Source organism: Komagataeibacter xylinus NBRC 15237 (assembly GCF_001571345.1).
Lineage (GTDB): Bacteria > Pseudomonadota > Alphaproteobacteria > Acetobacterales > Acetobacteraceae > Komagataeibacter > Komagataeibacter xylinus.
The window spans coordinates 150,774-175,103 of sequence record NZ_BCTP01000001.1 but is presented as its reverse complement, the minus strand read 5'-3'; the positions used below and the strand labels follow the sequence as shown (position 1 = coordinate 175,103).

At 62.7% G+C, this 24,330-nt stretch carries 21 protein-coding genes; 14 read left to right on the top strand and 7 right to left on the bottom strand.

Going from position 1 to position 24,330, the window contains the following annotated elements:
- On the bottom strand, positions 1-1,026 hold the full coding sequence (gene cobT / locus GXY01S_RS00800) for a nicotinate-nucleotide--dimethylbenzimidazole phosphoribosyltransferase (RefSeq protein ID WP_061271478.1): 1,026 nt from the start codon (positions 1,024-1,026) through the stop codon (positions 1-3).
- Here cobT and cobU point away from each other — a divergent pair.
- Genes cobU through GXY01S_RS00785 form a run of 3 tightly spaced genes read left to right on the top strand, consistent with a single transcriptional unit; the run spans position 1,025 to position 3,692 of the window.
- On the top strand, positions 1,025-1,618 hold the full coding sequence (gene cobU / locus GXY01S_RS00795; protein ID WP_061271477.1) for a bifunctional adenosylcobinamide kinase/adenosylcobinamide-phosphate guanylyltransferase: 594 nt from the start codon (positions 1,025-1,027) through the stop codon (positions 1,616-1,618). The two genes, cobT and cobU, sit on opposite strands and share 2 nt — an antisense overlap.
- Positions 1,615-2,223 (top strand): cob(I)yrinic acid a,c-diamide adenosyltransferase, encoded by a 609-nt coding sequence (gene cobO, locus GXY01S_RS00790; protein ID WP_061271476.1) that lies wholly within the window; start codon positions 1,615-1,617, stop codon positions 2,221-2,223. Before cobU ends, cobO begins: the two co-directional genes overlap by 4 nt.
- A 2-nt stretch (positions 2,224-2,225) precedes the next feature.
- Positions 2,226-3,692 (top strand): cobyric acid synthase, encoded by a 1,467-nt coding sequence (locus GXY01S_RS00785; RefSeq protein ID WP_061271475.1) that lies wholly within the window; start codon positions 2,226-2,228, stop codon positions 3,690-3,692.
- A 260-nt stretch (positions 3,693-3,952) separates the two neighbouring features.
- Here the strand turns inward: GXY01S_RS00785 and cbiB are convergent, their stop codons facing one another.
- Positions 3,953-4,960 (bottom strand): adenosylcobinamide-phosphate synthase CbiB, encoded by a 1,008-nt coding sequence (gene cbiB, locus GXY01S_RS00780; protein WP_174520885.1) that lies wholly within the window; start codon positions 4,958-4,960, stop codon positions 3,953-3,955.
- A 391-nt stretch (positions 4,961-5,351) separates the two neighbouring features.
- On the opposite strand from cbiB, the gene GXY01S_RS17850 reads away from it, so the two are divergent.
- The 7 genes from GXY01S_RS17850 to GXY01S_RS00745 all read left to right on the top strand — a co-directional run bounded on the left by GXY01S_RS17850 (position 5,352) and on the right by GXY01S_RS00745 (position 13,464).
- Entirely contained in the window at positions 5,352-6,002 is a 651-nt protein-coding gene (locus GXY01S_RS17850) for a hypothetical protein (protein ID WP_129551367.1), read from the top strand.
- 350 nt (positions 6,003-6,352) lie between these two features.
- Positions 6,353-7,042, top strand: coding sequence for a gluconate 2-dehydrogenase subunit 3 family protein (locus GXY01S_RS00770; protein ID WP_082770657.1), 690 nt, complete (start codon positions 6,353-6,355; stop codon positions 7,040-7,042).
- Complete coding sequence (locus GXY01S_RS00765; RefSeq protein ID WP_061271473.1) at positions 7,039-8,826, top strand: GMC family oxidoreductase; 1,788 nt, start codon at positions 7,039-7,041, stop codon at positions 8,824-8,826. The genes GXY01S_RS00770 and GXY01S_RS00765 overlap by 4 nt, the downstream gene beginning before the upstream one ends.
- Entirely contained in the window at positions 8,823-10,172 is a 1,350-nt protein-coding gene (locus GXY01S_RS00760; RefSeq protein WP_082770656.1) for a cytochrome c, read from the top strand. The genes GXY01S_RS00765 and GXY01S_RS00760 overlap by 4 nt, the downstream gene beginning before the upstream one ends.
- 99 nt (positions 10,173-10,271) lie before the next feature.
- Positions 10,272-11,471 (top strand): L-dopachrome tautomerase-related protein, encoded by a 1,200-nt coding sequence (locus GXY01S_RS00755; RefSeq protein ID WP_061271508.1) that lies wholly within the window; start codon positions 10,272-10,274, stop codon positions 11,469-11,471.
- Between the two features lie 44 nt (positions 11,472-11,515).
- Positions 11,516-12,592 (top strand): quinone-dependent dihydroorotate dehydrogenase, encoded by a 1,077-nt coding sequence (locus GXY01S_RS00750; RefSeq protein ID WP_061271472.1) that lies wholly within the window; start codon positions 11,516-11,518, stop codon positions 12,590-12,592.
- The gene (locus tag GXY01S_RS00745) at positions 12,589-13,464 is read left to right on the top strand and encodes a TIGR01459 family HAD-type hydrolase (RefSeq protein WP_061271471.1); all 876 of its coding nucleotides are present in this window, start codon (positions 12,589-12,591) and stop codon (positions 13,462-13,464) included. Before GXY01S_RS00750 ends, GXY01S_RS00745 begins: the two co-directional genes overlap by 4 nt.
- 95 nt (positions 13,465-13,559) lie before the next feature.
- Here GXY01S_RS00745 and GXY01S_RS00740 read toward each other — a convergent pair whose 3' ends face one another.
- Complete coding sequence (locus GXY01S_RS00740) at positions 13,560-14,666, bottom strand: pyridoxal phosphate-dependent aminotransferase (protein WP_082770659.1); 1,107 nt, start codon at positions 14,664-14,666, stop codon at positions 13,560-13,562.
- Positions 14,667-14,833: 167 nt separating this feature from the next.
- On the opposite strand from GXY01S_RS00740, the gene GXY01S_RS00735 reads away from it, so the two are divergent.
- Positions 14,834-17,458 (top strand): TonB-dependent receptor plug domain-containing protein, encoded by a 2,625-nt coding sequence (locus GXY01S_RS00735; protein ID WP_061271469.1) that lies wholly within the window; start codon positions 14,834-14,836, stop codon positions 17,456-17,458.
- Between the two features lie 150 nt (positions 17,459-17,608).
- Here GXY01S_RS00735 and GXY01S_RS00730 read toward each other — a convergent pair whose 3' ends face one another.
- Positions 17,609-18,193 (bottom strand): YqgE/AlgH family protein, encoded by a 585-nt coding sequence (locus tag GXY01S_RS00730; protein ID WP_061271468.1) that lies wholly within the window; start codon positions 18,191-18,193, stop codon positions 17,609-17,611.
- A 129-nt stretch (positions 18,194-18,322) separates the two neighbouring features.
- Here GXY01S_RS00730 and GXY01S_RS00725 point away from each other — a divergent pair, with 129 nt between their 5' ends.
- The 3 genes from GXY01S_RS00725 to GXY01S_RS00715 are packed head-to-tail and all read left to right on the top strand — an operon-like array spanning position 18,323 to position 20,652.
- Entirely contained in the window at positions 18,323-19,081 is a 759-nt protein-coding gene (locus GXY01S_RS00725; protein ID WP_061271467.1) for an SDR family NAD(P)-dependent oxidoreductase, read from the top strand.
- 2 nt (positions 19,082-19,083) lie between these two features.
- On the top strand, positions 19,084-20,010 hold the full coding sequence (locus tag GXY01S_RS00720; protein WP_061271466.1) for a PPK2 family polyphosphate kinase: 927 nt from the start codon (positions 19,084-19,086) through the stop codon (positions 20,008-20,010).
- Between the two features lie 57 nt (positions 20,011-20,067).
- A complete protein-coding gene (locus GXY01S_RS00715) occupies positions 20,068-20,652 on the top strand; it encodes a DUF3465 domain-containing protein (RefSeq protein WP_061271465.1) in 585 nt (194 codons plus the stop codon).
- Between the two features lie 59 nt (positions 20,653-20,711).
- Here GXY01S_RS00715 and GXY01S_RS00710 read toward each other — a convergent pair whose 3' ends face one another.
- The 3 genes from GXY01S_RS00710 to clpS form a co-directional block, all read right to left on the bottom strand.
- Positions 20,712-21,041, bottom strand: coding sequence for a YnfA family protein (locus tag GXY01S_RS00710; protein WP_061271464.1), 330 nt, complete (start codon positions 21,039-21,041; stop codon positions 20,712-20,714).
- Positions 21,042-21,220: 179 nt separating this feature from the next.
- Positions 21,221-23,551: an ATP-dependent Clp protease ATP-binding subunit ClpA gene (gene clpA / locus GXY01S_RS00705; RefSeq protein ID WP_061271463.1), complete on the bottom strand. Its 2,331-nt coding sequence runs from the start codon at positions 23,549-23,551 to the stop codon at positions 21,221-21,223.
- A gap of 161 nt (positions 23,552-23,712) precedes the next feature.
- Positions 23,713-24,144 carry an ATP-dependent Clp protease adapter ClpS gene (gene clpS / locus GXY01S_RS00700; RefSeq protein WP_242501350.1) on the bottom strand — a complete coding sequence of 144 codons (432 nt, stop codon included), beginning with the start codon at positions 24,142-24,144 and terminating at the stop codon, positions 23,713-23,715.
- Positions 24,145-24,330 lie beyond the last annotated feature (186 nt).

Genomic DNA, 24,330 nt, shown 5'->3' with positions numbered 1-24,330 from the left:
TCATTCCCGCCCGCTGACCTGCGCCTGCGCGAAAGTGGCCATGCCGCACAGGCACGCCACCGCCGCGCGCACCAGCCCCACGGCCAGCCCCGCGCCCGAGCCTTCGCCCAGCCGCAGCCCCAGATCGAGCAGTGGCGTCAGCCCCAGTTCCGCCGCAAGGTGGGCGTGCCCCCCTTCAGCCGAGCAGTGGGCCAGTCGCGCATGGGCCAGTCCGTCCGGTGCCATCACGCCCAGCGGGGCGACCGCTGCCGTGCAGATGAAGCCATCAACCAGCACCGGAATATCCCTGTACCGCGCGGCCAGCACCGCCCCGAATATGGCCGCGAGTTCGTGGCCGCCCACATGGCGCAGGATCTCGAGCGGGTCGCCTGCCCCGGCGTGATGGGCCAAGGCGCGGTCGATCACCGCCGCCTTGTGGCGCACGCCCGCATCATCAAGCCCGGTGCCGCGCCCGGCCCACCGCGCGCCGCCCCCGCCAAACAGGGCGGCGCACATGGCGGCGGCGGCGGTGGTGTTGCCAATGCCCATCTCGCCCACGCACAACAGGTCGGTGCCGGGCTGGAGCGCGCGCATGCCGGTCGCCACGGCGCGCAGGAAAGTGGCTTCATCCATGGCGGGGGCGTGGGTGAAATCTGCCGTGGGACGCAGGTCTTCCACTTCCACCACGCGCAGCCGGGCGCCTGCCACGCGGGCGATCTGGTTGATGGCTGCCCCGCCCGTGCGAAAATTCTCGACCATCTGGCGCGTGACATCGCTGGGCCACGGCGTGACACCCTGCGCGGTCACGCCGTGATTACCCGCGAAGACGATGATATCCACCCGCTCGGCCCGTGGGCGCCCGGTGCGCTGCCATTGTCCGGCCCACAATGCCAGCTCTTCCAGCCGGCCAAGGCTGCCCGGTGGCTTGGTCAACTGGCTGTCATGCGCGGCAATGGCGCTGCCAGCGGCGCTGTCGGCGGTGGGGAGGTCGCGGCACAGCGCGCGCAGCGCGGCCATGTCCTGCGGTATGGGAAGACGGGATGGCATGGGCAGCGTTGTGTGGTCTTATGCGCGCCGATGCAAGATGGGGAAGGATAAAATGATGGCGGATGGCACGCAGGCCATGCCAGCAGGCCAGCAGGCCTGCATTTTCGTGCTGGGTGGCGCGCGCTCGGGCAAAAGCGTCTTTGCCGAGGGGCTGTTCACCGCGTGGCCCGCGCCCTGGACCTACCTTGCCACCTGCCAGCCCCATGATGGCGAAATGGATGCCCGCGTGAGCCGCCACCGCGCCCGCCGGGGCGAAAACTGGCGCACAATCGAGGAACCGCTCGACCTGCCCCGCGCGCTCGATGCCGCGGGCAGCAGCCCCGTGCTGGTCGATTGCCTGACCCTGTGGCTGACCAACCTCATGCTGGGCGAGCACGACATCAGGGCGGCAACCCGCGCCCTGCTGTCGGCCATTGAACGTCGCGCAGGGCCGACGGTGCTGGTCTCGAACGAGGTGGGGCAGGGCATCGTGCCCGACAATGCGCTGGCGCGGCGCTTCCGTGATGAGGCAGGGCTCATGCATCAGGCTATTGCGCGCGGGGCTGCTCGTGTTGTCTTTGTGGTGGCAGGCCTGCCAATGGAGATGAAATGACCCTGACCCCCGAAGAAATCCGCCACCGTGACAAAATGGCCAAGCGCAAGGCCGTGCAGGACCGTGAGGTGGAGAGCAAATCCATCGAGAAGGGGCTGCTGGCCGTGCATACGGGGGCGGGCAAGGGCAAGTCCACCGCTGCCTTCGGCATGGCGTTGCGCACGCTGGCCCATGGCGGGCGGATCGTGGTGATCCAGTTCATCAAGGGCGCGTGGAACACCGGCGAGCGCAAGGCGCTGGAACGCTTTGGCGATCAGGTGGAATGGCATGCGCTGGGCGAGGGCTTTACCTGGAACACGCAGGACCGTGGCAAAGACATCGCCAACTGCCGTGCCGCGTGGGATCAGGCCCGCGCCGCGCTGAAGCGCAGTGACGTGAGCATGGTGATCCTTGACGAACTCAACATTGCCCTGCGCTACGACTACCTGCCCATTGACGACGTGCTGGCCGATATCGCCGCCCGCCCCCCCATGCAGCATGTGGTGGTGACGGGCCGCAACGCCCGCCCGGCCATGATCGAGGCCGCCGACCTCGTGACCGAGATGACGCAGGTGGCGCATCACTTCAAGAAAGGCGTCAAGGCGCAGGCCGGGATCGAGTTCTGAGCATGGCGCGCGCACTCATGTTTCAGGGTACGGGGTCGAGTGTTGGCAAGTCCGTGCTGGTGGCCGGGCTATGCCGCGCCCTGACCCGCCGGGGGCTGCGCGTGCGCCCGTTCAAGCCGCAGAACATGTCCAACAATGCCGCCGTAACCGCTGATGGCGGCGAGATCGGGCGCGCGCAGGCCTTGCAGGCGCGGGCATGCGGGGTGCCGCTTTCGGTGCATATGAACCCGGTGCTGCTCAAGCCGCAGGGCATGACCGGCTCGCAGCTTGTAGTGCGCGGGCAGATGCGTGGGCAGGTGCGCGCGAGTGATTTCCAGTCCTTCAAGCGCGGGCTGATGCCCGAGGTGCTGGGCAGCTTTCACATCCTTGCCGAACAGGCCGATATCGTGCTGGTGGAAGGGGCGGGTTCTGCATCCGAAGTCAATCTGCGCGCCGATGATATTGCCAATATGGGTTTTGCCCAGGCGGCGGATATTGACGTGGTGCTGATCGGCGATATCGACCGGGGCGGCGTGATCGCGAGCCTCGTGGGCACGAAGGTGGTGGTGGCGCCCGATGACGCACGGCGCATCAGGGGTTTTATCGTCAACCGCATGCGTGGCGACCCCACGCTATTTGCCGCAGGCATGGACGCGATTGCCCGCATGACCGGCTGGCAGCCCATGGGCCTCGTGCCGTTCCTCGACCGGGTGCGCGCTCTGCCAGCCGAGGACGCGGCCGATCTTGCCACAGGTGGTCGCCCGCGCAGGGGCGGGGTACGCATTGCCGTGCCCTGCCTGCCCATGATCGCCAATTTTGATGATCTCGACCCGCTGGCGGCGGAAGATGGCGTATCACTGACCATGGTGCCGCGCGGGCAGGTGCTGCCCGACTGTGACCTGGTCATCCTGCCCGGCGCCAAGGCCACCATCGCCGATCTGGCCATGCTGCGCGCGGAGGGGTGGGATATCGACATTCACGCCCATGTGCGCCGTGGCGGGCATGTGCTGGGCATATGTGGTGGCTACCAGATGCTGGGCCGGAGCATTGCCGACCCCGAGGGCATTGAGGGGCCGCCCGCCACGGTAGCGGGGCTGGGCCTGCTGGATGTGACTACCGTGCTGGAGGGCAACAAGCGGCTGGAGGATGTGACCGGCGTATTGCTGCCCGAAGGCGTGCCCCTGCATGGGTATGAGATGCATATCGGCCGCACCGAAGGCCCTGATGCCGCGCGACCGCTGGTTGACCTTGGCGGTCGGCCTGATGGCGCAGTCAGCCCCTCGGGCCGGATATGGGGCACCTATGTGCATGGCCTGCTGGCCGATGGCCGTGCAAGGGCGGCCTTGCTGGCGCGGCTTGGCGCGGGCTCACACGCGCGGGACCATGATGCGACGGTGGATGCAGCCCTGGACGCGCTGGCCGACCATCTGGAAGCGCATCTTGATATCGACGCCCTGCTGGCCATGGCGTGCCCGGTGCCGCGTGGATAAGAGAAAGTTTCTGGGCGCTGCCTTTTTAAAAAAAGTGGCGTTCTTTTCAAAACTTTTTGAAAAAAGCTTCACCAAAACATTCTATGTGATGGCGGACGGTTTATCATGACCCGGCATTTCACGCCATCTTGCCGGGCACGCCAATGCCGCTGACATGCAGCGCGTGATCGGGCGGCCGGAGTGTGCCACCGTCGCGATTGAAGAAAACAGGAAAAAGTTTTTGGTAAAACTTTTTTCAAAAGGCTTTTATGACTTCCAATTCAGCGCCGTCGTGCCGTTCGGGCCAGTAAAAGCGTGGCTGTCAGTCCCGCAAGGGTCTGGATCAGGCATGCGCGACGATATAGCGCCAGGGCGCGATACAGGTCAGCCGGGCTGAGCTCAGGCGTGCCATCGCCCACCCACGGCTCGGCCACGCGCACGCCGTTATAGGCGCGCGGGCCAGACAGGCGGATGCCGAGTGCTCCCGCCATGGCTGCCTCCGGCCAGCCCGCATTGGGCGAACGGTGGGTGCGGGCATCGCGCCGCAGCACGCGCACGGCTGCGCGCGCATCCATGCCGGGCAGGCTCAGGGCGGCAAGAATGATCCACAGGGCGGACAGGCGTGAGGCGGGCAGGTTGACCAGATCATCAAGCCGTGCGGCTGCATAGCCAAAGGCTTCATGGCGGGGCGTGCGGTGGCCGATCATGCTGTCGGCCGTATTGGCCGCCTTGTAGAACACCGCCCCCGGCAGGCCGCCTGCCGCCATCCAGAACAGGGGGGCAACGATCCCGTCGGAGAAGTTCTCGGCCAGCGTCTCGATGGCCGCGCGCAGCACGCCCGCCTCATCAAGCTGTTCGGGATCGCGGCCCACGATGTGCGAGACCGCGCGCCGGGCGGCGGGCAGGCTGACCTGTGCCTGCTGGGCTACGGCCAGCACATGGTCATGCAGCGAGCGCTGGGCCACCAGTGAGCTGGCCAGCACGCCGGTCAGCGCCACGGACAGATTGCGTGGCAGGACGTGCCGGATGCCGCGTTCAAGGGCTGCAGCGGCCAGTGTTGGCACGGCCACGATCACGGCACTGGCCACAAAGCCGTTGGCCCGGCGGCGGGTGGGGGGGCGTTCGGGGGTGTTCAGGCGGCGGTCCAGCCCATCGATCAGGCGGCCAATCCAGATCACGGGATGCCCGATCCGGCTGACAAGCGCCTGCGGGTAGCCAGCCATGGCATCGGTGACCGAGGCCACGCATGCGGTGCTGACAGGACGAAGCAGGTAATGGGAAAGGCGCATGCCCCGATGGATATTGCGCGCCCTGCACAGGGTCAAGGGCGCGGAGAACAGGCGGTGCGCGGGTTTTGCAGCCATGACGCATGGCCATGTTTCTGGCCAGTAATGCAGGGCCCGCGCATGACAGATATAGGACTAATGGGGTTCTATTGCTGCATGTTAGGTAATTATAGTATCTATAAATGTGAAAATGAAATTATTTTAAGGTATATGAAAGCAACAACAATAAAATAATCTGTATTCTATTGGCAGCATAATGCGGAAAAAGGAAATCCGTATCCAGAACGCAAGCATCGATAGACCTGCCGCGCATAGAAGCGATGTCGATACCGTAACCCTTTGGCTGCGGGGGCAAATATCAAGATGAATACCGCTGTAACTTACGGGAAAGAAAATGCTTCATAATAATAAGATTAAAAAACGGTTTTTTCCGATGCTTGTTTTGCCGCTTCTGGGAGGCTGCATTCATCCGCGCCCACCCGCAATGTCATTCAACAGCAATGAAGTGGCATGGGCGCAAAAGCCGGGTCATGCGGTCATCAGGGGGTGCGTCAGTGGGGCAATATTTACAAAACAGCATGCTTACGCCCTTTCCAGCGGTAATGCGACGATTTACAAATCTGAAGATATACCAAGCTCCATCATGCAGGTTCCCCGGGTTCACTTTACAGTCGATCTGCTTCCGCAGAATAATTATATGCATGTACTGGCAAAAAAAATGGATTTTTATGGTTTGATGCATGGCTACAAAAACCTGAATGATCCCCGCTGGGTTGATCCGTCAGTGCTATCTTATATCCCGCATTTTTCCTGTCCGGCTGCCGGTCCGGATATCTGTACATCTCCTGGTCATTTTGTCTGGCCTAATCTGCCTGCAGGCCAGTGGTATATTGTCACGTCATATGATCCGACAAAAGAAGGTAATAATATTTCAGTGGAATATACGACTGCTGGAGTGGATGTACAAAAAATAACGACGGTTGAAGGCCAGACGGTTCCGTTTGTTGCATGGGCTGGCACGCGAACGGTCTTGTGCGGGTCGTGATACGGCATGCATGAGGCGTTTCAGGTCGGGCACCAGGGGCAGGAATGACGCCACGCTCCCGCCTTTGGGCCTGCCCGTATCTGGCAATCTGAAAATAAAATCTCCCAGGTACGACCTTTTTTTCAGAAGGGGGGTGGTTTTATGTTTTCTATACAAAGATTTACCAGGAATTGTATCAAGGCCGTCCGTCATGTGCCACGGCGCGTGGCATGGCCGCGCCTTAACGCCCGGATCATTTTTTCTTGCATTAAGGGAAATCATGCAAAAGGCTCTAGGCAGCCTGTCCTGGCTTGCGGATAACGTGAGGGCAGGCAAATGATCATGGCATGGCGTCAGGGAGAAGGCAGTTTTTGGGTATCAACGGTTCAGGGTTCATCTCATCGCGGCGGCGGTTCATGCAGGGGCTGGCAGGTGTTGCCGCCTGCGGCACGGTTTCAGGCACGGGGGCAGCTGCCCCGCCCAAGCCATACATGCCGGTTTTCTTTAACGCGGCGGAATGGAATTTTCTCCTTGCCGCCTGTGACCGCCTGATCCCGGCTGATGCCAATGGCCCCGGCGCCCTCGCACTGAACGTGCCCCGCTTCATCGACCAGCAGATGACCACGCCTTACGCACAGGGTGCCCAGTGGTACATGGCCGCCCCTTTCGTGCAGGGGCCGGATAATCTGGGCTACCAGTTGCCTTACCCCCCGCGTGACCTGTACCGCCACGGCATTGCGGGCATGAATGCCCATGCCACCACCCGCCACGCAAAGCCCTTCGCGGCCCTTGCGCCCGATGTGCAGGATGACCTGCTGAGGGCTGCCGAAGGCGGCAGGCTGGTGTTTGGCGATGTGCCCTCGGCCGCGTTTTTCGACCAGCTTCTGGCCAATGTGATGGAAGGCGCGTTCAGCGACCCCATCCATGGCGGCAATACCGGCCTTGGCGGCTGGGCCATGCTGGGCTTTCCCGGCGCGCGGGCCGATTTCATGGACTGGGTGGACCGCTACGGGGCGCATTACCCGCTTGGCAGTGTCTCCATAACCGGAGAGACGGCATGAGCGATGACGCACGCACGCTGAAGCCGGTTGACGTGGTGGTGGTGGGGGGCGGCTGGGCCGGGTCCATCATGGCCAAGGAAATGACCGAGGCCGGGCGCACGGTGGTCATGCTCGAACGCGGGCCGGACCGCAGCACGGCGGGGGAGGGCGCATACCCGGCCTCCATCGACGAACTTGAGGGCAATTTCCGCTACAAACTGTTCCAGGACCTTTCCAAAAACACGGTCACCATCCGCAACAACGCCAACCAGACGGCGCTGCCCTACCGGCGCATGGCGGCCTTTTTGCCGGGCGAGGGCGTGGGCGGCGCGGGGCTGCACTGGTCGGGCGTGCATTTTCGCATGCCCCCTGATGACCTGCGCCTGCGCTCGCGCGTGATCGAGAAATATGGCGCTAAATTCATCCCCGAAGGCATGAACCTTCAGGATTATGGCGTGACCTACGAGGAACTCGAACCCTTTTTCGACAAGGCCGAGAAAGTATTCGGCACCTCGGGCGAGGCCTACAAGGTGAATGGTCAGGTGGTGGGGCAGGGCAATGTGTTCTCCCCCTCGCGCTCCGATCATTTTCCCCTGCCGCCACTCAAGGATGTCTATACCGCCCACCTGTTCCGCAAGGCGGCGGCGGAAGTGGGGTTTCATCCGTATTCGCTGCCTGCGGCCAATGCCTCGCAGCAATACACCAACCCGTATGGCGTGCAGATGGGGCCGTGCAATTTCTGTGGTTATTGCAGCGGCTATGCCTGTTACATGTATTCCAAGGCATCGCCCAACGTGAACATCCTGCCGGTGCTGCGCCGGCACCCGCTGTTTGAACTGCGTGCCAACTGCCATGTGCTCAAGGTGGAACGCGACAGCACGGGCACCCGCGCCACGGGTGTGACCTACACCGATGCCGAGGGCAAGGTGGTGACCCAGCCTGCGGAAATGGTGATCCTGACCGCCTTCCAGTTCCATAACGTGCGGCTGATGCTGCTTTCGGGCATTGGCAAGCCTTATGACCCGGTCAAAAACGAAGGCGTGGTGGGGCGTAATTTCGTCTATCAGAACGTGACCACCAGCGTGGTGTGGCTCGACCCCAAGGTGGAGACCAACCAGTATATCGGCGCAGGGGGCGGCGGCGTTGCGTTTGATGACTTCAACAGCGAGAATTTTGACCACGGGCCGCTCGGCTTCGTGGGCGGCTCGCCGGTATGGGTCAACCAGGCAGGCGTCAAGGCCATTGCGGGGGCGCATTCAGGCGGGCCGCCGGGCACGCCGCGCTGGGGCAGTGCGTGGAAGGCGGGCATGATCGACACCTACCGCCACTCGCTGCGCATCGACGCGCATGGCGCGAACATGGCCTACCGCGATGTCTATCTCGACCTCGACCCGACATGGAAGGATGCCTACGGCCAGCCGCTGCTGCGCATGACGTTTGACTGGAAGGACAACGACATCCGCATGAACCGCTACGTGGTGGACAGGATTGGCGATGTGGCCAAAGCCATGGGCGCGCGCAACGTGCACCTGACAAGGCGTGAATTCGGCAAGCCGTTCGATACGCGCCAGTACCAGACCACCCATCTGGGCGGTGGCGCCGTAATGGGCACGGACCCGCAGACGAGCGCGCTCAACCGCTACATGCAGTCATGGGATGTGCATAATGTGTTCGTAATCGGGGCCAATGCCTTCCCGCAGGGCACGGGCTACAACCCCACCGGCATGGTCGCGGCGCTGGCCTACTGGGCGGCGCACCATATCCGCACCACCTACCTTGCCCATCCTGGCCCGCTGGCCGGATGAGGGGCGTGTGGAAATCCGGGCTGCGCCTCGTGGCGGTGGCCCTGCTGGTCGCGTCGGTTCCGGGGGTGGGCCAATCCGCGCGGGCGCAGGATGCGCCGACACCGGTGGATGTGGTCACGCGCGGGGAATACATGGCGGAGGCTGCCGATTGCGGCGCCTGCCACACCGTGCCCGGCGGTGCGCCCTTTGCGGGGGGCATGGCCTTTCACCTGCCCACCGGCACGCTGTACGCGCCCAACATCACGCCGGATGTAAAGGCGGGGATCGGCCAGTATTCCGAGGCCGAATTCATCCGCGCCATCCGCCAGGGCATCCGCCGCGACGGGGCCACGCTGTACCCGGCCATGCCCTATCCCTCCTATGCCCGCATGACCGATGACGACCTGCATGCGCTCTATGCCTATTTCATGCATGGCGTCAGGCCGGTTTCCACGCCGGTGGTGCAGGATGGCATGCACTGGCCGCTGTCCATGCGCTGGCCGCTCACGGTGTGGCGCAGGCTGTTCGCGCCCGATCCGGTGGTCACGCTACAGGGGGCCACGGCCCGCACCTTCCCCGACCCGGTGGTGGCGCGCGGGGCGTATCTGGTCGAGGGGCCGGGTCATTGTGGCGCCTGCCACACGCCACGTGCCGTGACCATGCAGGAAAAGGCCCTGACGGCAGAGGACGGCCCGCTCTACCTGTCTGGCGGCGGGTCGGTTGATGGCTGGCGGCCCGTCAGCCTGCGCGGCGAGAACCGCACCGGGCTTGGGCGGTGGAGCGAGCAGGACATCGTGCGCTTTCTGGCCACCGGGCGCATGCCGCTGGGTGCGGCCTTTGGCGGCATGACCGATGCCATCAACCATGGCACCCAGCACATGACGGCCGATGACCAGCTGGCCATTGCCCGCTACCTCAAGACCCTCTCGCCCACAACGCCCGTCAAAGCGCCGGGCTGGGCATATGACCCTGCCGCTACCAACGCCCTGCGCGCGGGTGATGTGAGCGCACGCGGCGCGCGGTATTACGTGGATAGCTGTGCCGCCTGCCACCGCACCGACGGGCGCGGCTACCCCACCACCTTCCCGCCGCTTGCGGGCAACCCGGTGGTCATGGACCCGACACCGGATTCACTCATTCGCATCGTGCTGGAGGGCAATACGCTGCGGGCAACGAAGCAGGCGCCCTCCGCCTTTGTCATGCCCGGCTTTGCCGCCCGCATGGATGATGCGGCGGTGGCCGATACCGTAAGCTTCATTCGCGCGGCATGGGGCAATGACGCGCCTGCAGTGAGTGCTGCTGACGTGGCGCGCATCCGGCGCAGCCTGTCGCCGGAACACCCGCCCGCCTCGCTGCCCATGAACTGATTGTGAACGCCATGCGGCGCGTGGCGCGATTGCCCTTGGCGGCCTGACTTGCATGAATGGGCGCGGGCCGTACAAACCGGGGGGAGAATATCCATGACCATGCACAGGCGTGATCTGCTGTTTGGGGCGGCATTCGTGGCGGCGGCAGGTGCTGGCACCCTGGCGCGGGCAGCCCAGCCCGCGCAGGAGGCGATCAACCACGATCATGGCGCCGCCCCTGATGGCCCGTTCGAGATCGTGGCGCGCTTTGATGGCCCCGGCCCGTCGGGCATTGCGGTCACGGGCGGGCGGGTGTTCGTGGGGTTTCCGCGCCATGCGGTCAACCACAGGGGCGCGACACTGGCCGAACTGAAAAATGGCCGGCTGTATCCCTATCCCGATGCCGCTACCGCCATGCCATCGGAGCACCCACCCGCCACCCGGCTCATGTCCATCCACGGCATGACCACCGATGCGAAGGGGCGGTTATGGGCCATTGATGATGGCAAGCTGGCAGGCCAGCCCCTTGCACCGGGCGCGGCCAAGGTGATCGGCATTGACCCGGCCACCAACCGCATCTTCGCCAATATCGTGCTGACTGCCCCCACGCTCCTGCCCGACAGCCACATGAACGATTTGCGCGTGGACCTGACGCATGGGCCGCAGGGCACGGTGTTCATCACCGATTCCTCGTTTGGCCACTCGCCTGCCCTCGTGGTGGTGGACGTGGCGAGCGGGCGGCAGCGCCGGGTGCTGGCAAGCCACCCGTCCATCCAGGCTGAACACCCCTTCATGGCGGTGGTGGAGGGGCGGCCACTGGTGTTTGACCCGCCCGAGCACAAGTCTGCTTTCGTATCAGGCGGGGTGGATGGCATTACGCTCTCGCCCGACAGCGCCACGCTGTATTACAGCCCGCTGACCAGCCGGCGGCTGTACAGCATTCCCACCGCCCTGCTGGCCGATTTTGACAGAACCGATGCGCAGCTTGCCGCAGGCATCCGTGATCTGGGCGAAAAAGGCGTGGCCGACGGGCTGGCCACCGATGCGCAGGGCCGGATCTACACCACCAATTTCGAGCATGACGCCATCTTCCGCCGCAATACCGATGGCACGTTCGACACCATGGTGCGTGACCCGCGCGTAATCTCGCCCGATGGCATTTTTGTTGAGGGCAACATGGTTTACTGCACGCTGGGCCAGTGGAACCGCCTTGCAGGCTTCAATAACGGGCATGACCTGCGCGTGCCACCCTATTACCTGATCCGCTTTCCCACCGATGCGCCCGCCGCCTTGGACGCCACAAAGCCGGCACCCGGCTAGTTGCCCCTTTCCCCCGGCGCTGAATTGCGGCAACAATCGCGGCCATGAATATTATGTCGCGCATGATCCTGCCCCTGATGCGGCGCCTGGAGCCCGAGGCCGCCCATCATATCGCTCTTGATGCCCTGCAACTTGGCCTTGGCGGTGTCTCCTGTCCCGGCAATGATGACCCGGCGCTGTCCGTCCGCGCCATGGGGCTGCGTTTTCCCAACCCCATCGGCATGGCGGCGGGGTTTGACAAGAATGCCGTGGTGGTGCGCCCGCTCACGCGCGCGGGCTTCGGCTTTGTCGAGGCCGGTACCGTCACGCCGCGCCCGCAGCCCGGCAACCCGCAGCCGCGCCTGTTCCGCCTGACCGAAGACCGCGCCATCATCAACCGCATGGGCTTCAACAACCAGGGCATCGACCGTTTTGCCGTGCGCATGGCGCGCCTGCATCGCGTGTCCTCGCCGCGCCGCACGCCCGGCGCGCAGGTGCCGGTGGGCGCCAACCTTGGCATCAATAAAACCGGGGCCGACCCCGAGCGCGATTACCCCATGCTGGTGGGGCGGGTTAAGCACTATGCTGATTATATCGTCATCAACCTGTCCTCGCCCAACACGCCGGGGCTGCGCGACCTGCTTGAGGCATCAAGGCTCAAGGGCATTCTTGATGCCATCAATGCAGCCCACCCCGAGCGCCCGCCGCTTCTGGTCAAGATCTCGCCTGATATCGCGCATGATGATGTCGAAGCCGTGGTCGAGGCCGCCATTGCCGGTGGCGCGCAGGGGCTGATCGTGTCCAACACCACCATCTCGCGCCCCGCCGGGCTGCTCAGCCCTTATGCGACCGAGACCGGGGGCCTGTCAGGCCGCCCGCTGCGCCCGCTGGCACAGGATATGCTGACCCGCGTGGCAAAGGTGGCGGCAGGCCGCGTGGCGCTGGTGGCCAGTGGCGGCATTGAAACCGGCGTGGACATCCTCGACAGGGTCAAGGCCGGGGCGGATCTTGTGCAGATCTATACGGCTTACGTGTATGAAGGGCCGGGGATTCTGAAGCGTCTGAAGGCCGAGACCCTGCGCGCCCTGCGTGCCGAAGGCTTCGAGACGCTGGCCGATGCCAAGGGAGCCGCCCTTAAATGAAATGGCATGATGGCCTGTCCGGCCTGAGCCATGATTATGATGGCTACATCCTTGACCTGTGGGGCGTGGTGCATAATGGCGTCGCCCCCTATCCCGGCGTGCTGGAATGCCTGCAACGCCTGCGCGAGGCGGGCAGGCGGGTCGTTCTGCTGTCAAATGCGCCCCGGCGTACCGCCACGGTGGAGCCGGGTCTGCGCCGCATGGGCGTGAGTGCCGACCTGTATGACGGCATCATGACCAGTGGCGAGTGCACGCATCGCATGCTGGCCGACCGCACCGACCCGTGGTTCGCGGGCCTTGGCCGCCGCATGGTCCATCTTGGCCCCGACAAGGATGTTGATGTCTATGCCGGGCTGGACCTTGATGTCGTCAACGACCCCGCGCAGGCGGATTTCGTGCTCAATACCGGGCCGGACGCCGAACTGGGCGAGGAAGAAATCGACCCCTACCTGCCCCTGCTGGAACAGTGCGCGGCCCACAGCCTGCCCATGATCTGCGCCAACCCCGACCAGCAGGTCATTCGCGGCAGCCAGCGCCTGATCTGCGCGGGTGCGATGGCAAGCTGGTATGAAAACCGTGGCCGTTCCGTGCGCTGGATCGGCAAGCCCTACCCGGAAGTCTACGCCTTGGCGTTATCGCTGCTCGACGTGCCACGCGAACGCGTGCTGGCACTGGGCGATGCACTGGCCACCGACATGCGCGGGGCCACCACGGCAGGCATTGACGGCTGCTGGGTGCTGGGCGGCATCCATCAGGAAATGCTGGGCGGAAGCTGGGCGCACAACCGCAATCCCGACTACGACCTTGCTGTGGCTGAAGCGCGTGCAGCAGGGCTTGCCCCCGTGGCCTGCGTGCCGTCGCTGCGCTGGTAATTGCCGCCCCGTATGGCCAACGCCACGCCGGGCTGGCCTTCAGGCTGCCCGATCGCGCGGCGGGGGTTTTTGGTCTGTGAGCAGCCTGCGCCGTCTCAGGTCTTGGGCACTTCCTTGAGGGCAAGGGGAAGGGCGTGCCCGAACATGGCCAGTTCGGCAGGAGTGGCGGTTCCGACCCGGATCCATGTCTCATAGGCTGGTGCTTCAAAAACACGGATATCGATATTGTGTTGCGCCAGCGCCTGTTCCATCAGCCTGGCGGGGCGTCCGGTATTTACATACACGAACGTGCCGTGGCTCTTCAGATAGGACAGGCCATTTTTTTCGCAGATATCATAGATCATCTGGCGGCAGTTTTCCAGGTAGGCGATCGCGCCGTCAAGGTAGTGTCTGTCTCCCAGTGAGGCGACTGCTGCGGCAAAGCCTGCCTGATTGCGCGATGTCGTGGTCAGGCTGTAAAGCTGCCTGACGCGGGGTGGCTGCGCCAGGATGTAGCCGATCCGTAATCCCGCCAGTCCGTATACCTTGGAGAACGTGCGTGCCACGATCACATCGTGCCCGGAATGGACAAGGGGGGCAACGGTCATGCCGTTTGCATCGGGCAGCAGTTCGAAATAAGCCTCATCCACAATGACCGGGACCGTTTTTGAAACATCCCGGCAGAATGCCAGAAGTTCCTGATGCCTGAGCATATGCCCGGTCGGGTTGTTGGGATTGCAGACATACACCAGGGCGGTCTGGGGTGTTATGGCGCGGCGCATGGCCTGCAGGTCGATCGCATGCGCCGTAAGCGGCACATACCGTACGGCCACCCCCCGGCGCTGGGCATAGTTCAGGTGTGTGGCATAGGTTGGCTGGGGGGCAAGAATATGCCCGGCGCGCCCGATATCGGTTGAAAGCAGCGAGAGTGCATCAAGCGAGCCATTGGACAGGGCGACCTTGTCACGTTCAAGATTTTCCTGCTGGCCAATCCGGTCGCGCAGAAGATGCTCATCCTCAACATAATAAGGTGCTTGCGGCACGCAGCCCGCAATGGCGGTGCGTGCGGCAGGGGAGGGGCCAAACGGGTTTTCCGTTACATTCAGGCGCGCCCGTGCCGGCAGGGGTTCTTCCGCCCTGGCAGGGTGGACCACACCGGCCCACAAGGCGGAGGTGAGCAGGCTGGCAGACTGGATGATGGAGCGCCGGTTCAGATGCAGCATGATTATCCGTGTGAGCATAAGATTGAATAGTTTATTATATGAACTCATTAAAGTAGAATATGAAATAAATAAGAATAAATTTTCATCATAACTTAACTTTAAAAGAATCTAACATTTTCGATAAGGGGACTACGTTCAGTTTCAATAATTTGTCCCTGGAAATACTCATGGCAATCAGAAAAGCCTTTCTATTTTCGACAGCAATCACTTTTGGCATGGTGGTGGATGCAACCGTTTCTTATGCGGCACCACTTGTGGATGAGCACAAGCCTGACAGTAACAGGCGTGGAAAAAACCCTGTCGTGAAAGGCACGAAATCTGGCGGGAAGCCGGTTGAGGGCACAAATGCTCCGGCCAGCAGCAGTGAAACCCTGATTGTAACAGGCACCCATGCTGTCAATCGCAAGGCGGAGCAGAGCACATCGCCCGTTACGGTCCTGTCCGCCGCGACCCTGCGGCGTTCGGGGCAGTTGAACCTGGCCGATGCACTGACACGCACCTATGCCTCGATCAATGTCAGTGCCATGGGCAATGATGCCGGCGCGCTGACATCCGCCATCCGCATGCGTGGCCTCAACCCCAACGAGGTTCTGGTGCTGGTGGACGGAAAACGTCGCCATACCACGGCAAACATCTATGCCGATGCCGGGCCTGACTTTGGCGCGACACCGGTTGACCTGAACATGATCCCGGCTGCCGCCATCGACCATATCGAAGTGCTGGAAGACGGGGCCGCCGCGCTGTACGGGTCGGACGCCATCGCGGGCGTGGTCAACATCATTACCAAAAAAACAAATCATGGCCTGAACATGAGCGCCCAGACAGGCGCAAACGCCTATAATGGCGATGGCTGGCAGTACCAGACCAGCGTCGATGGTGGCCTGTCGCTTGGTGGCGATGGCTACCTGCACCTGAGCGGGCAGGTGTACCATACCGACCATATGGCCCCCTATACCGAAGACCATCGCCTGATGGGCTATGCGCCTGCGGGGGCGGCGACCTCGCTTTATACCGGATCGGTTTCCGTTCCCAAGAACTCCAACAAGGTCATGAGCACGCCAGAGGAAACGCGTGAAAACCTGAGCATTGCCTTTGGCAAGACTCTGGCGGAGGGCATACAGGGTTACGGGCTGATTACCTACGCCCATCGCCATGCCGAAGCCTATGAAAACTATCGTCCGCCCAACACGCTGCCTTCTGTCTATCCCTCCGGTTTCTCGCCCATCGAAACGATGGAGGAGAATGACTATGCCGCCACCCTGGGGCTGAAGGGCGATAACTTCTTCAAATTCGCCTGGGACATCAGCACGACATATGGCGCGGATGAAGACAAGATCGGTGACAAGAACAGCGTGAATGCGGGCATGCTGAGCAGCAAGTGCATTGCACGCAGCAGCAACCCCACCAGCACCAGCGCCTATGCTTCAACTAATGGATGCGGCTGGTCGCCCACCAGCACGCGGGCCGAAAGCTACCGCATGGCGCAATGGACCAACACGGCCGACTTCAGGCGCAATTTCAAAACCGGTTTCGCCACGCCTACCACCATTGCCTTCGGCGCGGAACACCGACTTGAAACCTATGAGATAACGGCAGGCACGCCGCCATCGTATGAGGCCGGTGGCATGGCCGGTTACGTTGGCCTGAGCCCGCATAATGCGGGTAGCTGGAGCCGCGATATCTGGGCAGGTTACATTGACGGCGATTTTCATCCGCTCAAGCACTGGGATGTCGATTTTGCCGGACGCTTCGAGCACTATACCGATGTGGGCAACACCGAAAACGGCAAGGTATCCACGCGCTATGATATTACGCGACGCATTGCGGTGCGTGGCACCATAAGCAACGGCTTCCGCGCGCCGACCCTGGCCGAGCAGCATTTCAGCGCCATCAATGTCGGCGCCTCGACCGTGTCGGGGCTGTTGCCTGTCAGTTCGGGGGCAGCGCGCTCGCTCGGTGCCTCTCCCCTCAAGCCTGAACGTTCGACCAACGCAAGCGCTGGCATCGTGCTGGAGCCGATCAATGGGTTCCATGTCGAGGCCGATGTCTACCAGATCAACATCCGCGACCGCATCATCGCTGGCGGGTCCGTTAACGGGCCTACGGCCATTAACGCCGTGCAGCAGCTTGGCTTCGTGCTGCCAGCCGGACTCGATCCCAATGCGGTCAGCACCTACTATTTTGCCAATGGGGCCAGCACGCGCACGCAGGGCTTTGATCTCAAGGCCAGTTACCTGCTGCACATGCACCGTTACGGCAACCTGAACCTCTCCGCTTCGCTGGATCTGAACCGTACCCGCCTGAGCCATGTGGCCGCCACCATGGTCAATGGCGTGAGTACGCCACTGCTCAATGCCGCAACAGCGAGCTACATCACCACTGCCTATCCGCGCAGCAAGCTGATCCTCAATGCTTACTGGACGATCGGAAAGTGGGATGTAAACATACGCCAGACCCGCTATGGCCAGACTACGGACATGCTGGCCTATCAGGACTGGACCCCTTCCAGCGCCCAGTGCGTATCCAACGGCATGACCACTGCGCTGCGTTACTCCAACACCTGTTTCGCGCAGTTCAACAATACCCCGCGCTGGCTGACGGACCTTGAAATAGGCTACAGCGTCACGCCGCACCTGCATGTTACCGTCGGGGCGAACAATGTCTTCAATATCCGTCCCCGCATGGTAAACCCGCTGAACAATAATTATGGCGCCCGGATCTATGATGCCAATTCAGCACAGGTACCCATGACGGGCGGCTATTACTATGGCCGTATTGACGCACGTTTCTGAATTTTTTCTACCATGACTGACAGGGCCGGGAGCAGGGACTGCTTCCGGCCTGCTGGCGTTATCATGCCGTCCCGGCGCGTTATCGTGGGCGGGGGGGCGTAGGCGCACAGCGGTGGCGCTGCCGCCTCTGTGCAAAGCGCTGCGTCCCGCTCAGGCGTGGCCCACCGCGCCGGTAAACCACGCCGGGTCAATGCGCACGCTGGCCAGCGCCTGCCGCCATTTGGCGGTGTGGTCCGGGCCAAACACGATGGCCTCGGTAGCAGGCGCGGAAACCCAGGCATTGTGGCGCAGCATCTCCTCTTCAAGCTGGCCTGCCTCCCAGCTTGCATGGCCCATGGCCAGCATGGCGTGGGCCGGGCCGTTGCCATCGGCAATGTCACGCAGCACGTCAAGACTGGCGGTCAGCGTCGTGCTGCCATCCACCGGCAGGCTGCCATCGCCGCTCCAGTCCGATGTATGCAGCACGAAGCCGCGTCCGTTATCCATCGGCCCGCCCGCGCACAGGTTGATGCGGCGGCGGGGCGGCACGGGCGCAATGCCGAGCTGTTCCAGCACATCATCCAGCACGGGTTGCGACAGCCTGCGGTTGACGACCAGCCCCATCGCCCCATCCTCGGGCGTATGGGCGCACAGGTAGATGACGCTGCGCGCGAAGGCGGGGTCGGTCAGGGCAGGGGTTGCCACCAGCAGGTGACCGGTCAGGCTACGGCCTGGAGATGTCGCGAAGGAAGCCATACACCACCATAGAACCGGATTTGCCCTCTTTTGCAACCATTTCGGCTCAGGGTTGTATGGTTGATAGCCCCCATGACGGGAGGCGATTGATATGCAAGGCTGACCACCGACACAGCAGGAGAAAAGACCATGAAGCAGATTGCACTGGTAACGGGGGCTACGGCCGGATTCGGCAAGGCGATCGCCACCAGGCTCGTGCGTGATGGCTACCGCGTCATTGCCACCGGCCGCAGGCGCGAGCGCCTTGATGCGCTGGCGGCTGAACTCGGGCCGGACCTGCTGGCCTTTGAGCTGGACATGACCGATGCGGCAGCCATCGCCGCCCTGCCGGGCAGCCTGCCCGAGGGCTGGCGTGATGTGGATGTACTGGTCAATAACGCGGGTCTCGCCCTGGGCATGGAAAAGGCGCAGGAGGCGGATCTGGCCAACTGGCAGACCATGATCAGCACCAACGTGACCGGCATGGTCGAACTGACGCGCGTGCTGCTGCCGGGCATGGTGGCGCGTGACCGGGGGCATGTGGTGACGCTGGGCAGCACGGCGGGCATCTACCCCTATACGGGCGGCAATGTGTATGGCGCGACCAAGGCGTTCGTGCGCCAGTTCACCCGCAACCTGCGCTGCGACCTGCTGGGCCATAATGTGCGCGTGACCAATATCGAGCCCGGCCTGTGCGGTGGCAGCGAGTTCAGCACCGTGCGCCTGCGCGACCCGGCCAGGGCGGCGGCGGTGTATGAAGGCACCCACCCCCTGCTGCCCGAGGATATTGCCGAGACCCTGTCCTGGATCATTGCGCTACCGCGTCACGTCAATATCAACGAGGTGGAGATGATGCCGACCTGTCAGGCGGCTGGTGGCCTCGCGGTGGCGCGGGGCATGAAGGATTGAGTATGGCCCGCAAGAAAACGACCACAAATACCCTCGCACGCCGTTTCAGCGTGCATAACGGCAAGGGGTTCTCCCTTGCCGACTGCCCCACCCGCGCCGCAGAAGCCTGCGGGCTTGACAAGAAAACCGGCAAGCAACTGCTCAAGGAGCGCATCCGCTACCTATCGCAGCTACAGGCCCTGTTATATGCCAATAACACATGGTCGGTGCTGGTCGTGCTGCAGGCGCTTGACGCGGGCGGCAAGGATGGCGTGATCAAGCATGTCATGTCGGGCATCAACCCGCAGGGGGTCAGTGTCTCGTCCTTCAAGCAGCCCGGCCCGGTCGAGCTGGCGCATGGCTATCTGTGGCGCGAGCACATGGTGGCCCCTGCCGCTGGCCGTATCGGCATCTTCAACCGCAGCCATTATGAGGAAGTGCTCGTCACCCGCGTGCATCCCGAACTGCTCGAGCACGAATGCCTGCCGCTGAGCCTGCGCCGCAGGCCCACCTTCTGGGAGGACCGTTACGAGGATATCAGCAGTTTCGAGCGCTATATGGCCCGTCAGGGCACGATCGTGCTGAAATTCTTCCTGCATCTTTCAAAGGAGGAGCAGCGCCTGCGCTTTTTGCAGCGTATCAAGCACCGCGCCAAGAACTGGAAATTCTCGCCTGCCGATATTCACGAGCGCCAGTACTGGGATGACTACCAGAACGCCTATGAGGAAGCGATCCGCCATACGGCCCACCCTGATGCGCCGTGGTTTATCGTGCCCGCCGACCAGAAATGGTTCGAGCGCCTGGTCGTGATCGAGGCGATCATCGACGCGCTGGAGAAGCTGCACCTGAAAATGCCCGCCATGGACCCCGCCATGGAGGCGGATATGGAAAAGGCCCGCAGGCAGCTTGAGGCGGAAGCCCCGCAGCCCGTGCGTAACCCCGTTCATTGACGCCGCCGCCCGCGCACCGCAAAAGATTGTGATCTTTTGGAAAGGGAGAACACTCAGATGGCGGCAATGCGCTGGCAGCGATGCGTGATGATGGGGCTCGGGGCGGTCGTGGCGCTACAGATGGGGGGCATGACGCCAGCCCATGCGCGTCACCACCACCACCGGCATGAAGAGTCGCGTGATGAAACGCAGGACACACAGAGCGGGCAAGGCGGGTATGAGGGCAGCAGTTCACGCCCGCAGCCCATTGCCAGCCCCGTGCCCGAGGCGTGCGATGATGGCAAATTCCTTGCCGACCTTCAGGCTGCGGAAGGTAGCAGCAGCGAAGCCCACCCCGACCGGGTCGAGCATGTGTGCGGGAAGGTCATCGCCGTTTCGGCATCCAAGCGCACGCGCAGCGGCCTGCACGGGTATTTTTATGTTGATGTCGGCCATGGCGTGTCCATCCGCATCGTGTCGGATCTCGATCGCATGTCCGCACCCGCATGGCCGTGGGTGGCCAAGGGCGACCAGACCGATGTGCTGGGCCGTTATTATTATGACAACGCCCGTAGCCAGGGCATTGACTGGACCCATCACGGCACCGGGCGGAGCTGGCCTGTTGAAGGCTATGTGAGCGTCAACGGCACCCGTTATCAGTAATTGAACAGGTTTCAGAATGCCGCCTTTTTTAAAGGCGGTGTTCTTTTCGAAGCTTTTACTCAGTGGTGGGCGCGCGGGGCGAGCAGGATCAGCCCCGCACCCGCAAGGCAGATTGCAGCGCCCAGCATGTCCCACCGATCCGGCGGCAGCCCTTCGACCAGCCATGACCACACCAGACTGGCCACGATGTACACACCGCCATAAATGGCATAGGCCCGGCCCGCATTGTCGGCGGGGCTGAAGGTCAGCAACCATGCAAACAGCACCAGCGACAGGCAGCCCGGCACCAGCACGAGCGGCGAGCGGCCAAGGCGCATCCAGGCCCAGAAACAGAAACAGCCACCAATTTCGGCAAAGGCTGCGGGAATGTAGATGGCGGCGGTAAGCATGGCACCCTTACAGGAAAAAATCAGAAGTTTTTGGTGAAGATTTTTTCAAAAAGCTTTGAAAGAAGCAGTCTTTTTGAAAAACGGCGGCACCCGAAAACTTTTATTACCCTTAAATCATTCCTAAAAAAACAGGAGCCATTTCTGGCTCCTGTTCTGTTCTCAGGCTGGACGGATAATCTTCAGTCAGCGGCTTCGGCTTCGCGGGTGCTGTCGCCTTCATCACCCTCGGTGGAATCACTTTCCGCCTGCGAGATGTATTCAAAGTCGAGCTTGCCATCCTTGAGCGTGATCTTGGCAACCCCGCCCTTGGTCAGCTTGCCAAACAGCAGTTCCTCGGCCAGCGGCTTCTTGATGTTCTCCTGAATGACACGGCCCAGCGGGCGCGCGCCATACAGGCGGTCGTAGCCGCGTTCGGCCAGCCATTCCCGCGCGGCGGACGAGATCTCGATCATCACGTTGCGATCGGCCAACTGGGCCTCAAGCTGGAAGATGAACTTCTCCACCACCCGGTCCACCACATGCGGCGACAGGTTGGCGAACGGAATGATCGCATCAAGCCGGTTGCGGAACTCCGGCGTGAACAGGCGCTTGATCGCATCCTCGTCCTCGCCTTCGCGACTGGTGCGGCCAAAGCCGATGGCCTCCTTGCTCAGGTCGGCAGCGCCCGCATTGGTGGTCATGATCAGCACCACGTTGCGGAAATCGACCGTCTTGCCGTTATGGTCGGTCAGGCGGCCATGATCCATCACCTGCAGCAGCACGTTATACAGGTCCTGATGCGCCTTCTCGATTTCATCAAGCAGCAGGACCGCATGCGGGTGCTGGTCGATGGCATCGGTCAGCAGGCCACCCTGGTCAAAGCCCACATAGCCAGGCGGTGCGCCGATCAGCCGCGAGATCGAATGCCGCTCCATGTATTCCGACATGTCGAAGCGGACCAGCTCGATGCCCAGCGTTGCCGCAAGCTGCTTGGCCACTTCCGTCTTGCCCACGCCGGTGGGGCCGGAGAAGAGGTAGTTGCCAATCGGCTTTTCCGCGTCGCGCAGGCCTGCGCGTGACAGCTTGATCGCCGCCGTCAGGGCCTCGATCGCCTTGTCCTGCCCGTACACCATGCCCTTGAGGTCACGCTCGAGCGAACGCAGGGTTTCCTTGTCGTCCGACGAGACGCTCTTGGGCGGGATGCGGGCGATCTTCGCCACGATGTCTTCCACATCCTTCAGCGTCACGGTCTTGCGGCGGCGGTTCTCGGGCACCAGCATGCGCGAGGCGCCGACCTCGTCAATCACGTCGATGGCCTTGTCGGGCAGCTTGCGGTCATGGATGTATTTCGCGGCGAGTTCCACCGCCCCACGGATCGCATCATCGGTGTAGCGCACCTTGTGGTGCTTCTCGTAATTGACCTTGAGGCCACGCAGGATCTTGACCGCATCCTCGACCGAAGGCTCCGCCACGTCGATCTTCTGGAACCGGCGCACGAGTGCGCGGTCCTTCTCGAAGTGCTGGCGGTATTCCTTGTATGTGGTCGAGCCCATGCAGCGCAGCGTGCCTGCGGCCAGCGCGGGCTTGAGCAGGTTGGAGGCATCCATCGCCCCGCCCGAGGTCGCACCTGCGCCAATCACGGTATGGATCTCGTCAATGAACAGGATCGAGCCGGGATTGTTGTCGAGTTCGGTCACGACCGCCTTCAGCCGCTCCTCGAAGTCGCCGCGGTAGCGCGTGCCGGCAAGCAGCGCGCCCATGTCGAGCGAGTAGATGGTGGCGTTGAGCAGCACTTCAGGCACGTCGCCTTCAACAATGCGCTTGGCCAGCCCTTCTGCAATGGCGGTCTTGCCCACGCCGGGGTCGCCGACATAGAGCGGGTTGTTCTTGGTGCGGCGGCACAGGATCTGGATCGTGCGCTCGATTTCAGAGTCGCGGCCGATCAGCGGGTCAACCTTGCCTTCCTGCGCCTTGTCATTGAGGTTGGTGCAGTAGGTGGACAGCGCATCCTGGTTCTTCTGCCCGGTCTTGCCACGTTCCTCGCTCTCGCCACCTTCGGGCGGGCTGCCCGCTACGGGCCGGCGCGTCGAGCGGTCGGGTGCCTTGGCAATGCCGTGGGAGATGAAGTTGACCGCATCAAGCCGCGTCATGTCCTGCAACTGCAGGAAATACACGGCATGGCTCTCGCGCTCGGCAAACAGGGCCACGAGCACGTTGGCCCCTGTCACCTCGTCACGCCCGGTGGACTGCACGTGAATGGCCGCGCGCTGGATCACGCGCTGGAAGGCGGCTGTGGGCTTGGGGTCAACCGTGCGGTCGGCGGCCAGCCCTGCCAGATCCTTGTCGAGAAAGTCGGTCAGGTCGGTGCGCAGCTTGTTCAGATCGACACCGCAGGCGCGGAAGACCGTTACGGCATCCGGGTCGTCGATCAGCGCGAGGAGGAGGTGTTCAAGCGTTGCGTATTCGTGCCGGCGGTCGCCGGCCAGTGTCAGCGCACGGTGAAGCGTCTGTTCAAGATTACGTGACAACATGCCGAGACGCTCCTTTTCCAAGAGGGGCCACCAGGACCCCGGAGATCATAACCGGTAAGCCAGGACAATCCTTGCCCTGTTGAGATGGAAATGCCAGCACAAAATGCCATGGAACGCGATCGGATCGCGGCGGGGGCGGGAAGATGCGCTTGCGCGTGGGCTCAGTCCTTTTCAATCGTGCATTGCAGCGGGTGCTGGTTCTGGCGCGCGAGGTCCATCACCTGTGTTACCTTGGTTTCGGCAACCTCGTACGTAAAGACCCCGCACACGCCCACGCCACGTTTGTGAACGTGCAGCATGATGTCGGTCGCTTCCTCGCGGTTTTTCTGGAAAAAGCGCTCGAGCACATGCACCACGAATTCCATGGGCGTGTAGTCGTCATTGAGCATCAGCACCTTGTACATTGCCGGCTTGCGGGTCTGTGGCCGGGTGCGGATGACCACGTCGATCATGCCGTCGTCATTGCCCGGCGGCGAGTCCTGCCCGCCGTTACGGCGTGGGGGCGTATTGCCGCCATGCCCATGCGGGCGCGGTCTGTCCGCGCCGGGTGGGTGCGCGGGGTGGGGCAGGGAAGCTTGAGCAATAGCAGACATGACAGGTACCATATTGGAACTTTGCCGCCAGTTGAAAGGGGCGCGCGCCGGGGCGCAGGGATTTTTTTGCATGTGCCCTTAGACCCCCTGCATCTGCGTTTATGGAATGGCAAGGATATAAATACGCTCTGGACGAATAGAAAACCTTTCTTTTAGAATGGTTGCAGCCAAGCAACCCGTGAATGG

What these genes read in the sequence shown, in the direction of transcription:
- GXY01S_RS00765 (WP_061271473.1), top strand. Translation starts at nt 7,039, where the DNA reads ATGAGCGATGACGCACGCACGCTGAAGCCGGTTGACGTGGTGGTGGTG.
- GXY01S_RS17850 (WP_129551367.1), top strand. Translation starts at nt 5,352, where the DNA reads ATGCTTCATAATAATAAGATTAAAAAACGGTTTTTTCCGATGCTTGTT.
- GXY01S_RS00750 (WP_061271472.1), top strand. Translation starts at nt 11,516, where the DNA reads ATGAATATTATGTCGCGCATGATCCTGCCCCTGATGCGGCGCCTGGAG.
- GXY01S_RS00720 (WP_061271466.1), top strand. Translation starts at nt 19,084, where the DNA reads ATGGCCCGCAAGAAAACGACCACAAATACCCTCGCACGCCGTTTCAGC.
- GXY01S_RS00725 (WP_061271467.1), top strand. Translation starts at nt 18,323, where the DNA reads ATGAAGCAGATTGCACTGGTAACGGGGGCTACGGCCGGATTCGGCAAG.
- GXY01S_RS00785 (WP_061271475.1), top strand. Translation starts at nt 2,226, where the DNA reads ATGGCGCGCGCACTCATGTTTCAGGGTACGGGGTCGAGTGTTGGCAAG.
- cobT (WP_061271478.1), bottom strand. Translation starts at nt 1,026, where the DNA reads ATGCCATCCCGTCTTCCCATACCGCAGGACATGGCCGCGCTGCGCGCG.
- GXY01S_RS00715 (WP_061271465.1), top strand. Translation starts at nt 20,068, where the DNA reads ATGGCGGCAATGCGCTGGCAGCGATGCGTGATGATGGGGCTCGGGGCG.
- GXY01S_RS00710 (WP_061271464.1), bottom strand. Translation starts at nt 21,041, where the DNA reads ATGCTTACCGCCGCCATCTACATTCCCGCAGCCTTTGCCGAAATTGGT.
- GXY01S_RS00730 (WP_061271468.1), bottom strand. Translation starts at nt 18,193, where the DNA reads ATGGCTTCCTTCGCGACATCTCCAGGCCGTAGCCTGACCGGTCACCTG.
- GXY01S_RS00740 (WP_082770659.1), bottom strand. Translation starts at nt 14,666, where the DNA reads ATGCTGCATCTGAACCGGCGCTCCATCATCCAGTCTGCCAGCCTGCTC.
- GXY01S_RS00755 (WP_061271508.1), top strand. Translation starts at nt 10,272, where the DNA reads ATGCACAGGCGTGATCTGCTGTTTGGGGCGGCATTCGTGGCGGCGGCA.
- GXY01S_RS00745 (WP_061271471.1), top strand. Translation starts at nt 12,589, where the DNA reads ATGAAATGGCATGATGGCCTGTCCGGCCTGAGCCATGATTATGATGGC.
- GXY01S_RS00735 (WP_061271469.1), top strand. Translation starts at nt 14,834, where the DNA reads ATGGCAATCAGAAAAGCCTTTCTATTTTCGACAGCAATCACTTTTGGC.
- cobO (WP_061271476.1), top strand. Translation starts at nt 1,615, where the DNA reads ATGACCCTGACCCCCGAAGAAATCCGCCACCGTGACAAAATGGCCAAG.
- cbiB (WP_174520885.1), bottom strand. Translation starts at nt 4,960, where the DNA reads ATGCGCCTTTCCCATTACCTGCTTCGTCCTGTCAGCACCGCATGCGTG.
- GXY01S_RS00760 (WP_082770656.1), top strand. Translation starts at nt 8,823, where the DNA reads ATGAGGGGCGTGTGGAAATCCGGGCTGCGCCTCGTGGCGGTGGCCCTG.
- cobU (WP_061271477.1), top strand. Translation starts at nt 1,025, where the DNA reads ATGGGCAGCGTTGTGTGGTCTTATGCGCGCCGATGCAAGATGGGGAAG.
- clpA (WP_061271463.1), bottom strand. Translation starts at nt 23,551, where the DNA reads ATGTTGTCACGTAATCTTGAACAGACGCTTCACCGTGCGCTGACACTG.
- clpS (WP_242501350.1), bottom strand. Translation starts at nt 24,144, where the DNA reads ATGTCTGCTATTGCTCAAGCTTCCCTGCCCCACCCCGCGCACCCACCC.